At 63.3% G+C, this 13,157-nt stretch carries 6 protein-coding genes; 4 read left to right on the top strand and 2 right to left on the bottom strand.

Annotated elements, in window-relative coordinates; translation table 11 throughout:
- Positions 1–5 precede the first annotated feature (5 nt).
- Positions 6–2,258: a hypothetical protein gene (locus V3G39_05515; protein XAS77497.1), complete on the top strand. Its 2,253-nt coding sequence runs from the start codon at positions 6–8 to the stop codon at positions 2,256–2,258.
- Between the two features lie 83 nt (positions 2,259–2,341).
- Here V3G39_05515 and V3G39_05510 read toward each other — a convergent pair whose 3' ends face one another.
- Positions 2,342–6,238: a DNA-directed RNA polymerase subunit beta' gene (locus V3G39_05510; protein ID XAS77496.1), complete on the bottom strand. Its 3,897-nt coding sequence runs from the start codon at positions 6,236–6,238 to the stop codon at positions 2,342–2,344.
- Positions 6,239–6,369: 131 nt separating this feature from the next.
- Positions 6,370–9,864: a DNA-directed RNA polymerase subunit beta gene (gene rpoB, locus V3G39_05505; GenBank protein XAS77495.1), complete on the bottom strand. Its 3,495-nt coding sequence runs from the start codon at positions 9,862–9,864 to the stop codon at positions 6,370–6,372.
- Between the two features lie 523 nt (positions 9,865–10,387).
- On the opposite strand from rpoB, the gene V3G39_05500 reads away from it, so the two are divergent.
- From V3G39_05500 to V3G39_05490, 3 genes are read left to right on the top strand one after another with little or no spacing between them, the layout of a single operon-like run.
- Positions 10,388–11,278: an ABC transporter substrate-binding protein gene (locus V3G39_05500; protein XAS77494.1), complete on the top strand. Its 891-nt coding sequence runs from the start codon at positions 10,388–10,390 to the stop codon at positions 11,276–11,278.
- A gap of 34 nt (positions 11,279–11,312) precedes the next feature.
- Positions 11,313–12,407, top strand: a complete 1,095-nt coding sequence (locus V3G39_05495; protein ID XAS77493.1) for an amino acid ABC transporter permease — start codon at positions 11,313–11,315, stop codon at positions 12,405–12,407.
- A 3-nt stretch (positions 12,408–12,410) separates the two neighbouring features.
- Entirely contained in the window at positions 12,411–13,154 is a 744-nt protein-coding gene (locus tag V3G39_05490; protein ID XAS77492.1) for an amino acid ABC transporter ATP-binding protein, read from the top strand.
- The last annotated feature ends 3 nt before the right edge of the window (positions 13,155–13,157 follow it).

Here is a 13,157-nt window from a genome sequence, read left to right as displayed (position 1 = left end):
GCGTCGTGCCCGCCTCTGAACGCCTGCGTGTGACCCGGCGGACGATATTCAACTGGCTAGGCCATCAGAGAGGCTACTGGCTCCTACTGATAGGCGCTGGTCTCTACCTCTGGTACGCAGCCACGGGTGGCGCCACCGGCCTGGACGTCATCGTCGCTGTCGGCGCGATCGCGGTGACCCAGATGTTCCCCGGCATTCTGTTGTGGCGATGCATCCGTCCGGCCGACGGTTGGCTGCTGGAGGACATGGCGATGGGTTTCGCCATGGGCATCGTCGTAGCCGTCCCGACCCAGACCATTGCCGGATTCGCCCATCAACGCTGGCTCGCGGTGGTGCTCCCGTTACTGGTCGCGGCTACTCTGCTCGGCACGCCGATCACCCGGTCCCGTATCAGCCGTGCCAGATGTGCACCTCTGCCCTGGTGGCTCAGCGGCGGCATTGCGCTGTTCTCCATCACGACCCTGTCTTCGCTGATCTCCTACTTCCGCGTGAACCAACCGACCTGGCCCCTCAGCACCGGGCGCCCGGCGGTCGACACCTACCTGCACCTGGCTTTGTCCTCCGAACTGCTCGAACGAGGTCCAGCAGCCTGGCCCACCGTCATCGGCGAACCGCTCGGATACCAGTGGTTCGCACACGCGTGGATCGCCCAGGTCACTGCGTCCAGCGGGGTGTCACTCGATGTTGTTCTGATGCGGATTCTGCCGGCCCTCATGCCGATCGTTGCGGTGAGCTGCGTGGCAGCGCTGGCGCTGCGGCTCACCCGGAGTCCGTACGTCGCACTCGGCGCCGTGGCGCTGGCATCGCTCGGTGGGCGGACCAGTCCGTTCCAGTTCAATGTTCCCCACCCGCTGATCACCCCGGACTCTCCCACCCTCGGCCTCGGGGTGCCGACCGTGATGGCGCTCGTTGCCGTGCTGGCCATGCGCTGGCGCGGGCAGGCGCAACGCGGATCGGTCATCCTCGTCCCCCTCCTGACCGTGATTGCTACGGGAACAAAGGGCTCGACCGCTCCGACCGTCATTGCGGGTCTGGCGCTGGCCCTGGTCGCGATGCTGATCTGGCAACGTCGACTGGTGCCGCACCTCGTCGCCGATCTGGTGATGACGATCGCATCGCTGGCGCTCACTCTCGTGATTGTCTTCCATGGATCGGCATCAGGGCTTAAATTGGGCATCGGCGATTCAGCCAAACAGACGACGCTCGCGGGAGTCCTGAGGGGCGCGCCGACACCGATGTGGCAATTGATCATCTCGGGCCTGTCGATTTTGCTGGCTGTGGGTCCGGCGCTGCTCGGCTGCGCAGCACTCGGCCGACGCGCGGACCGCAACGATCCGGTGATCTGGGTGCTTCTCGGCTCAGCGGTGGCGGGAGCCACGGCCACCGGTATTTTCTCCCACCCCGGCGGGAGCCAAGGCTATTTCCTGCTCACTGCTCTTCCATTGGCAGCTATCGCGTCGGCAATCGGGGCGGAACGCATCCTGCGCATGGTGGAGCGATCTACTCGGATAAAGCTGGTGGCAGTCTCCGTCGTCGGCGCATTCGGCTTCTACGTGCTCCCGGAACTCGCCCTGGGAATGCTGCGATCGCACGACTTCCAGCAAATGCAGATGATTGCCCTCCTGGCGGTCATCGTGCTGATCGTCGCAGGAGCGATTTCGATGGTCCTGATCAGGGATGACCACCGTCGTCTCGATTGGCGTATCGGTGCCGCCCCCATCGCGGCGGCGGTGGTGCTGTCCGCACCGATCGCGTACGGCCGGTATCTACCGTCGATCTCCCTGTCGCCGGTAGCCAGAAACCTGTCCGTCGACCAGCCCGGGGTGAGCTCCAACGGCCAGATCTCGGCGGCCGTGTACATCCGCGACCATTCGCAGGAGCAGGACCTGGTGATGACGAATCGACACTGCCAACGACCGTCAGCCCCTGATCATTGCGACAGCCGCCGATGGCTGGTGACGGCCTATACCCAGCGGCAGGCATTGATCGAGGGATGGACCGCGACGAACACGGCAACTCGGCTCGCTCCGAACGGTCGTGACTCCATCACGATCAATTACTGGAATCCCGCCCTCCTCCGGCTGAATGACGAGTTCTACACCCACCCGACCGCGGCCGGGGCCCGCAAACTGTGGGGGATGGGAGTGCGCTGGGTCTACGAAGAGAACACCCGCCCCCACTCGGCCAGTCTTGCGCCGTACGCCGTTCTGCGGTACCGCGATGCGGACGCCAGCGCCTGGCAGTTGCTGCCGAACTGACTCACGCCCTCTTACGCCCGGTACAACGCACGAAGCGGCCCCCGAACCGTTCGGTTCGGGGGCCGCTTCGTGATCTCAGTAGATCAGTCGAGCCCGAGGGAAGCGTCGTCCAGCCGGACCGCCTCGCCCGATCCCGGACCGAAGGCCGGGTAGTCGTAGCTCTGGTAGTCAGGCAGCGCGTACAGCGCAGCCTTGGCTTCCTCGGTCGGCTCGACCTTGACGTTTCGGTAACGCGCAAGACCGGTACCGGCCGGGATGAGCTTGCCCAGGATGACGTTCTCCTTGAGGCCGAGCAGCGGGTCACTCTTGGCGTGCATGGCCGCTTCGGTGAGCACCCGGGTGGTCTCCTGGAAGGAGGCCGCCGAGAGCCACGAGTCGGTCGCCAACGAGGCCTTGGTGATGCCCAGCAGGTCGGGACGACCCGATGCCGGACGGCCACCTTCGGCTACCGCACGACGTGAGCTGTCCTCGAACCGGCCGCGTTCGGCCAGCTCGCCGGGCAGCAGGTCGGTGTCGCCGGCCTCGATGATCGTGATCCGGCGCAGCATCTGCCGCACGATGACCTCGATGTGCTTGTCGTGGATCGACACGCCCTGCTGGCGGTAGACGCTCTGGACCTCATCGACGAGGTGCTTCTGCACGGCACGCGGGCCGAGGATACGAAGCACCTGCTTGGGGTCGATCGCGCCCTGCATCAGCAGTGCACCGACCTCGACGTGTTCGCCGTCGGCGACCAGCATCCGAGCACGCTTGCTCACCGGGTACGCCAGCTCTTCCGAGCCGTCGTCCGGGGTCAACAGGATGCGCCGGGCCTTGTCGGTCTCCTCGATCTGCACGCGGCCTGCGGCCTCGGCAATCGGCGCGACACCCTTGGGGGTACGTGCCTCGAAGAGCTCCACCACGCGGGGCAGACCCTGGGTGATGTCATCACCCGCGGCGCCACCGGTGTGGAAGGTACGCATCGTCAACTGGGTGCCGGGCTCACCGATGGACTGCGCGGCGATGATGCCGACCGCCTCACCGATGTCGACCAACAGGCCGGTTGCGAGCGAACGGCCGTAGCACTTGGCGCAGGTGCCTACCCGGGACTCACAGGTGAGTACCGAGCGGACCTTGACCTCTTCCACGCCGGCTGCGAGCAACCGGTCCAGGTTGACGTCGCCGAGGTCGGAGCCGGCAGCGGCCAGCACCTCACCGTCGGACTCGACATCCGAGGCGAGCGTGCGTGCGTAGACCGAGGTCTCCACATCGTCATGCTCGACCAGTACGCCTTCAGCATTGCGCTGAGCCACCGGCAGAACCAGGCCACGGTCGGTGCCGCAGTCGTCCTCACGGATGATGACGTCCTGGCTGACGTCGACCAGACGACGGGTCAGGTACCCGGAGTCCGCTGTCCGCAGCGCAGTGTCGGCCAGTCCCTTACGGGCACCGTGCGTGGAGATGAAGAACTCCAGCACCGACAGGCCCTCACGGAAGTTGGACTTGATCGGGCGCGGGATGATCTCGCCCTTGGGGTTGGCCATCAACCCTCGCGCTCCGGCGATCTGCCGGACCTGGTGCCAGTTACCACCGGCACCAGAGGACACCATCCGGAAGATGGGGTTGTCGATATCGAAGTTCCGCTGCATCTCGGCAGCGACCTCATTGGTGGCCTGCGTCCAGATCTCGATGAGCTCCTGGCGACGCTCGTCGTCGGTGATCAAGCCACGCTCGTACTGACCCTGGACCTTGGCGGCCTTGGCATCGAAGCCGTTCAGGATCTCCGTCTTACGGGGCGGGGTCTGAACGTCGGAGATCGCCACGGTGCAACCCGAACGGGTGGCCCAGTAGAACCCGGCTTCCTTCAACGCATCCAGCGACGCGGCAACCTGCGCCTTGGGGTACCGCTCGGCCAGGTCGTTGACGACTGCCGAGAGTGCCTTCTTGTCGATGGCGGTGTTGAGGAACGGGTAGTCCTCCGGCAGGGTCTCGTTGAACAGGACCCGACCGAGTGTGGTCTCCAGCGTGAGGCAGGCAAGACGCCCGAGATCGTCGACGACCTCATCCTCGCCCAGTGTGTAGCCGGTGGGCGGCACCTGGTCGTAGATGCGGATCCGGACGATCGAACCGAGTCGGATCTCACCCCGGTCCATAGCCATCCGCGCCTCAGCGGGAGTGGCGAAGGAGCGAAGCTTCTCCTCGCTGCCGTTGGCGATGACGTCGTCGCCGCCCAAGGTCAGGAAGAAGATTCCGGTGATCATGTCCTGGCTGGGCATGGTGACGGGACGACCGTCAGAAGGCTTCAGCACGTTGTTGCTGGACAGCATCAGGATCCGGGCCTCGGCCTGCGCCTCGGTGGACAGCGGCACGTGGACCGCCATCTGGTCACCGTCGAAGTCGGCGTTGAACGCGGTACAGACCAACGGGTGGATCTGGACTGCCTTGCCCTCGACCAGTTGCGGTTCGAAGGCCTGGATGCCCAGGCGGTGCAGGGTGGGCGCACGGTTCAACAGCACCGGGTGCTCGGTGATGACCTCCTCGAGGACATCCCAGACGACCGGGCGAGCCCGCTCGACCATCCGCTTGGCCGACTTGATGTTCTGCGCGTGGTCCAGATCGACCAGACGCTTCATCACGAACGGCTTGAAGAGCTCCAACGCCATCTGCTTGGGCAGACCACACTGGTGCAGCTTCAGCTGCGGGCCGACGACGATGACCGAACGGCCGGAGTAGTCCACGCGCTTGCCCAGCAGGTTCTGACGGAAGCGGCCCTGCTTGCCCTTGAGCATGTCGGACAGCGACTTCAGCGGACGGTTGCCGGGGCCCGTGACGGGGCGGCCGCGACGGCCGTTGTCGAAGAGGCTGTCGACTGCCTCCTGCAACATCCGCTTCTCGTTGTTGACGATGATCTCGGGTGCACCGAGATCGAGCAGTCGCTTCAACCGGTTGTTGCGGTTGATGACCCTGCGGTACAGGTCATTCAGGTCAGAGGTCGCGAAGCGGCCACCGTCCAGCTGCACCATCGGGCGAAGGTCCGGTGGGATGACCGGGACGCAGTCCAGCACCATGCCGACCGGGCTGTTCTTGGTCTGCAGGAACGCCATGACGACGCGTAGGCGCTTCAGGGCACGCGTCTTGCGCTGACCCTTGCCGGTGGCAATGGTCTCGCGCAGGGAAGCAGCTTCGGCCACGAGGTCGAAGGTCTCCAGACGCTTCTGCAGAGCCTGGGCTCCCATGCCACCCTCGAAGTACAGACCGAAACGGTCACGCATCTCGCGGTAGAGCATTTCGTCGCCCTCGAGGTCCTGGACCTTGAGGTTCTTGAACCGGTCCCAGACCTGTGTCAGACGCTCGATCTGCTGATCGGAGCGTTTGCGCAGCTGGTTCATCTCGCGCTCGGCGGACTCGCGTACCTTGCGGCGGACGTCAGCCTTGGCGCCTTCCTTCTCCAACTCCGCGAGGTCGGTTTCGAGCTTGGCGGCGCGGTTGTTGACATCGTTGTCGCGCCGGTTCTCCATCTCCTTCTTCTCGACCTCGATCTGACCCTCGAGCGAGGGCATGTCGGCGTGGCGCTGGTCCACATCGACAGAAGTGATCATGTACGCAGCGAAGTAGATGACCTTCTCGAGGTCCTTCGGCGCCAGGTCGAGCAGGTAACCCAGGCGACTGGGCACACCCTTGAAGTACCAGATGTGGGTCACCGGGGCGGCGAGCTCGATGTGGCCCATCCGCTCACGGCGCACGGCCGAGCGGGTGACCTCGACACCGCAGCGCTCGCAGATGATGCCCTTGAAGCGGACCCGCTTGTACTTACCGCAGTAGCACTCCCAGTCGCGGGTCGGACCGAAGATCTTCTCGCAGAAGAGTCCGTCCTTCTCCGGCTTCAGAGTGCGGTAGTTGATGGTCTCGGGCTTCTTGACCTCACCGTGGCTCCACTGACGGATGTCCTCAGCGGTAGCGAGACCAATACGAATTTCGTCGAAGAAGTTGACGTCCAGCACTGTTGCTGTCCTTCTTTCATTTGTTGCTAGCTAACAAGAGCTACGTGATGCGGTCCCGGGTACCCCGCGGAGGCCCTTTCGAGGCCCCCGCGAAGTATCCGAACCGCTAGGCGAGGAAGTTCGTGGGGTGTTTAAACCTCTTCGACGCTGCTCGGCTCACGCCGGGACAGGTCGATGCCGAGTTCTTCGGCCGCACGGAACACTTCCTGGTCGGTGTCACGCAGATCGATGGCCTGACCATCGCTGCTGAGAACCTCGACGTTGAGACACAGCGACTGCATCTCCTTGATGAGCACCTTGAAAGACTCGGGGATACCCGGCTCCGGGATGTTCTCACCCTTGACGATGGCCTCGTAGACCTTCACGCGGCCGACCACGTCATCGGACTTGATCGTGAGCAGTTCCTGCAGCGCGTAAGCCGCGCCGTAGGCCTCCAGTGCCCAGACCTCCATCTCACCGAACCGCTGACCACCGAACTGCGCCTTACCACCGAGCGGCTGCTGAGTGATCATCGAGTAGGGACCGGTCGAGCGGGCGTGGATCTTGTCGTCCACCAGGTGGTGCAACTTCAAGATGTACATGTAGCCCACCGAGATCGGCTCGGGGAACGGCTCACCGGACCGACCGTCGAACAACTGGGTCTTACCCGAGCTGCCGATCAACCGCTTTCCGTCCCGCGTGGGCAGGGTGGAATCCAGTAGACCCGTGATGACGCCCTCGGACGCACCGTCGAAGACCGGGGTTGCAACCCGCGATCCGGGCGGGGCCGTGTGCGCGTCTGCGGCGATCTCTTCGGAGAAGGAGGTGTCCCCTTCGTTGGTCGAGATGTCCCAGCCGCGGCTGGCGGCCCATCCGAGGTGCAACTCCAGGATCTGGCCCAGGTTCATTCGGCGGGGCACACCGTGCGGGTTGAGCACGACGTCGACCGGCGTGCCGTCCTCCAGGAACGGCATGTCCTCGACGGGCAGGATCTTGGAGATGACGCCCTTGTTTCCGTGCCGACCGGCAAGCTTGTCGCCGTCGGTGATCTTGCGTTTGTTGGCCACGTAGATACGCACCAACTGGTTGACGCCCGGCGGCAACTCGTCGCCCTCTTCACGATCGAAGACCTTGACGCCGATGATCGTGCCGGTCTCACCGTGCGGGACCTTCATCGACGTGTCACGGACCTCACGGGCCTTCTCACCGAAGATGGCGCGCAGCAGGCGCTCCTCCGGGGTCAGCTCGGTCTCACCCTTGGGCGTGACCTTGCCGACGAGCAGGTCGCCGTCGCGTACTTCGGCACCCACGCGGATGATCCCGCGCTCGTCCAGGTCGGCGAGGACCTCCTCGGCGACGTTGGGGATGTCGCGGGTGATCTCCTCCGGGCCCAGCTTGGTGTCGCGGGCATCGATCTCGTGCTCTTCGATGTGAATCGAGGAGAGCACGTCATCCTGCACCAGGCGCTGGGACAAGATGATGGCGTCTTCGAAGTTGTAGCCCTCCCATGGCATGAATGCCACGAGCAGGTTCTTTCCGAGAGCCATCTCCCCGCCGTCGGTCGCGGGACCGTCGGCGATGACGCCACCGGCCTCGAGACGGTCACCTTCGGTGACCACGACGCGCTGGTTGTAGCAGGTGCCGGCGTTGGACCGGGTGAACTTGGCAATCTTGTACGTCGAGTAGGTGCCGTCGTCGTTCATGACGTTCACCAGATCGGCGGACACCGCCTGCACCACACCGGCCTTCTCGGCGCGGACCACGTCGCCGGAGTCCAGCGCCGCGCGGTACTCCATACCGGTGCCGACCAGCGGCGCCTCGGAGCGGACCAGCGGCACAGCCTGACGCTGCATAGCCGCACCCATCAGGGCGCGGTTCGCGTCGTCGTGCTCCAGGAACGGGATGAGCGCGGTGGATGCGGAGACCATCTGGCGTGCGGACACGTCCATGTAGTCGACCTCGTCGGCCGGTACGTCACTGGCCTCGCCACCCTTGGTACGACCGAGGACGCGCTCTTCGGAGAACGTGCCGTCTTCGGCCAGGCCGGCGTTGGCCTGCGCGATGACGAACTTGTCCTCTTCATCAGCCGACAGATAGACGATCTCGTCGGTGACCTGGCCACTGGTGACCTTGCGGTACGGCGTCTCGATGAAGCCGAACGGGTTGATCCGACCGTAGGACGCGAGCGAACCGATCAGGCCGATGTTCGGGCCCTCCGGGGTCTCGATCGGGCACATCCGGCCGTAGTGGCTGGGGTGCACGTCTCGCACGTCCATGCCGGCCCGGTCACGCGACAGCCCACCCGGGCCCAGCGCGGACAGCCGACGCTTGTGCGTCAATCCGGCGAGCGGGTTGTTCTGGTCCATGAACTGGCTCAGCTGGCTGGTCCCGAAGAACTCCTTGATCGAGGCCACCACAGGGCGGATGTTGATCAGGGTCTGCGGGGTGATCGCCTCGACGTCCTGGGTGGTCATCCGCTCGCGGACGACACGCTCCATCCGGGACAGACCCGTGCGGACCTGGTTCTGAATGAGCTCACCGACGTTGCGAAGGCGACGGTTGCCGAAGTGGTCGATGTCGTCGACCTCGACGGGCAGGGTGACCTGCTCGCCCTCGCGTACACCGGCCATCTCGGCCTCGCCGGCATGCAGCGCAACGAGGTATTTGATGGTGGCGACGATGTCGTCGACCGACAGTGTCGAGTTGTTGATCGACGCGTCCAGACCGAGCTTCTTGTCGACCTTGTAACGACCGACCTTCGCCAGGTCGTACCGCTTGCCGTTGAAGTACAAGTTGTCCAACAGGTTCTGGGCAGCCTCGCGGGTGGGCGGTTCGCCCGGACGCAGCTTGCGGTAGATGTCCAGCAGAGCTTCGTCCTGGGTGGTGGTGTGGTCCTTCTCCAGGGTCCCGCGGATCGAGTCGTACTGTCCGAAGGTCTCCAGGATGTCGGCCTCTGACAAGCCGAGAGCCTTCAGGAGCACAGTGACCGACTGCTTGCGCTTACGGTCGACGCGGACGCCGACCTGGTCGCGCTTGTCGATCTCGAATTCCAGCCACGCACCACGACTCGGGATGATCTTTGCGGTGTAGACGTCCTTGTCGGACACCTTGTCCAGGGTCCGCTCGAAGTACACGCCGGGGCTACGCACCAACTGCGACACCACGACACGCTCGGTGCCGTTGATGATGAACGTGCCGCGACCGGTCATCAGTGGGAAGTCACCCATGAAGACCGTCTGGCTCTTGATCTCACCAGTGGTGTTGTTCATGAACTCGGCCGTCACGAAGAGCGGCGCCGCGTACGTCATGTCGCGCTCGCGGCACTCCTCGATGGAGTACTTGACCTCTTCGAAGCGGTGATCGCGGAAAGAGAGACTCATGGTCTCGGCGAAGTCTTCGATCGGGGAGATCTCTTCGAAGATGTTCTCCAAGCCGGATCGGTCGTTCACCTCCTGACGACCGGCAGCCTTCGCGGCAGCCACCCGCTCCTGCCAACGCTCGTTACCGAGCAGCCAGTCGAAGCTCTCGGTCTGTGGAGCGAGCAGGTCGGGCATTTCCAGCGGTTCGCGAATTTTCGCGAACGTAAGACGGCCCGATGCCGTCTTCGCCGTAGTAAGAGTTGATTTCGCGGAACGCGAGGCAGCCAAGGAGATTCCTTCCACAGGCCTAACGGGAGGGCGGTACGGTCACGCTTTCCCCCGCCGGCACCACCCCTGCCGCGACGCTTGAGACGCCGAGCCAACTCTTTCAATCAAACACCGCACCCGGCAACCATTCGGCTGCCGCGCGTCGCGCGAGAAATTTGCTGACACAGAAGATTTGAGCTGACGGAAGGCAGCACAAAGGTCTACGTTACACGTACAGGGACAGTTACGTCCACCCGGGCACGCGATCGCTCCGTTCCTGTCCTACTCGCCACTTGCTAGCCACGAGCGTGCACCTTTGACGCAGGCCGGTCAAGAACCTCGCCGGATATTTTCGGCCGGCGTGTCCATTTCCGGCAGGCCTTGTCACCTGCCCGCACGCAGACATCGCCCGGAACCCGCGGCTCAGCGAACCGATACCTGATCGAAACCTGCATATAGCTGCGAAATCCTTGACTCTGTTCCCCATCCGGGCCACGCTTCCCAGAACCTCCGCCCTCCTGAACCAACGGTTAGGAATCATCAGATGGCCCTCAAGCGCACCATCACCATCGTCAGCGTGCTGGCAACCTCGGCCACGCTCGCAGCCTGTGGCAGTAGCTCCGGCTCGACCAAGAGCTCCGGCGCGAGCGGAGGCGGAGGTGGCAAAGCCGACTTCGGCAACTGCAAGATCACCAGCAAGGCCAACTCCATCAAGCTGACTCCCGCCGTTGCAGGCACTCTCACCGTGGAGACCACGCTGCCGGCGCAGGGCTGGTGGAACGGAACCACCGCCGCATCGATCAAAGATGGTTACGAGTACTGCATGGGCGCCGAGCTGGCGAATATGGCCGGTCTGAAGTCCATCACCGTCAAGAATGTCGCGTTCGCCCAACTCGTTGCGGGTAGCACGCAGAACTACGACATTGCTCTTGCCGAGATTTCGATCACGCCGGAGCGCCAGAAGGTCGTCGACTTCTCCACCCCCTACTACGACTCGAACGTCGGCGTGCTCGCCAAGAAGACCGGCGGTGTCACCGAAGCCAACATCAAGGACAAGCGCTGCGGCGCCTACGCCGGCACCACCTCTGTGCCGTTCATCCAGGACACCTTGAAGTGCAAGAGCGCCAAGATCTACCCCAACTCACAGACGCTGTACCAGGCCGTCATCTCCGGTCAGATCGACGCCGCCTTCCTGGACACCGCCATTGTGCTGGCCGAGGCAAAGGCAGTCCCGGCGCTGAAAGTCGTTGGGCAGTTCAAGACCGGCGAGAAGTACGGCGCGATCTACCCCAAGGCATCCAAGAACAAGACCGAGCTGGACAAGGGCATCAAGACATTGATGTCCGATGGCGTACTCAAGACGCTCACGACGGACTACCTCGGCCCGGCATTCGGTGGCGACCCGTCGACCGTCCCGGTGTGGGCAATTAAATGATCACCGTCGTTCCCCGACCAGCTGAAGTTGCGATATGAGTACAGCAAACCTGATCAGGGAAGACACCCAGTCGCCTCCGACGCCCAGCCCGCCACAGCCCGTACTCCCCCTTGCCGTGATCGCGCTCCTAGCGTCCGCAGCTGGTCTGGCGTTCACGGCTTTCGTGAGTTACAAGCTCCGTGAGTTCAACCACGGCGGGATCAAATCAACGATCTTTGCCATCGTATTCATTGTTCTCGCGTTGTATCCGTTCCTGCCGACGGTCAAAGCATTCGGCGCCAATGCGCAGCGATCTTCGCTGCTGCGGGATAAGAAGCTTGTGTCGGCGCGGCGCGCAGCAGCGGGTGGGCGCGAGGAAGCGTTCATCGGTATCGGATATGCAGCAGCGGCGCTGATCGCTTCTGGAGTTCTATTCCTGGCACTCGCCAATAATGGCAGCGTCGCGATTACCTTCTTTCAGCAGCGTGCCTTTCGGATGTCCTTCTCGGAAATTATCCATGGTTTCTGGATCAACATCTGGGTAGCGTTGGTGGCACAGGTCTTCGTTCTGATCTTCGGGCTGATTCTCGCGATTATGCGGATGCTGCCAGGTCGAGCGGGTGCGCCCCTGAGGTTCATCGCAATCATGTATTGCGATATCTTCCGGGCCATTCCCGCAATCGTCACGATCTACCTGATCATCTTCGGCCTGCCATTGGCCATTCCCGCTATGACTAGTTGGCCCGTTACCTATCTGGGCATCGTGGCGCTGACGTTGACCTACTCGGCGTATGTCGCAGAGGTCTACCGGGCGGGTCTGTCCTCGATCCACCCGAGTCAGAGTGCGGCAGCGCGCTCACTCGGCCTCAGCTACGTCCAGACACTGCGCAAAGTGCTGGTGCCGCAGGCTGTGCGTCGGGTCATCCCCCCGTTGCTGAACGACTTCATCAGCTTGCAGAAGGACACTGCACTGCTGGCGATCGCAGCAGTACCTGAAGCCTTCTTGATTGCAACGCTTTGGCAGTCGAAACTCGCCAATCTCTCACCGGTGATGCTCGTCGCGGGCCTCTTCATCCTGATCACCATTCCGCAGGCGCGGTTCGTTGATTGGCTCATCGATCGCGACGCCAGTCGCAAGGCAGGAGGTTGATCGATGTCATTTTTGGAGATCGACAATGTCAAGAAGTCCTTTGGCTCGAACCAGGTCCTCAAAGGGGTCACGCTCAATGTCGAGCGCCACGAGGTCGTCTGCCTGATCGGTGCCTCCGGCTCGGGGAAGTCAACACTGTTGCGCTGCGTGAACCAGTTGGAACAGGTGAATGGTGGTGAAATCCGAATCGAGGGCGACACTGTCACCGGAACAGGCGTGGACCTGAATGCGCTACGCAAAGACGTGGGCATCGTCTTCCAGAGTTACAACCTCTTCCCGCACATGAGCGTGCTGGAGAACGTGATTCTGGCGCCCACGATGCTCGGCGGGGTCAAGAAAAAGGTGGCCATTGAAAAGGGCATGGCCCTGCTCGAATCGGTGAACATGGGGATGAAGGCGAAGGCCTACCCCGACATGCTCTCCGGTGGTCAGCAGCAGCGGGTCGCGATCGTGCGCGCACTGGCTATGGAGCCGCGCGTGATGCTGTTGGACGAGATCACGGCGGCGCTGGACCCCGAACTGGTCGGAGATGTGCTGGAGATTGTCCGCGAGCTCGCGAAAGAAGGGCTGACGATGCTGTTGGCCACTCACGAGATGAGCTTCGCCAGGGAAGTCGCCAGTCAGGTGTGCTTCCTGGACCAGGGCGAAATCTGCGAGAACGGCACCGCTCAGCAGATCTTTGAGAACCCTCAGGAAGAGCGAACCCAACAGTTCCTGTCCCGAGTCGTGCAGGCCGGTCGGTTGTAACTA

It is taken from the genome of Dermatophilaceae bacterium Sec6.4 (genome assembly GCA_039636865.1).
Lineage (GTDB): Bacteria > Actinomycetota > Actinomycetes > Actinomycetales > Dermatophilaceae > Allobranchiibius.
This window is presented reverse-complemented; position numbering and strand designations above follow the sequence as displayed.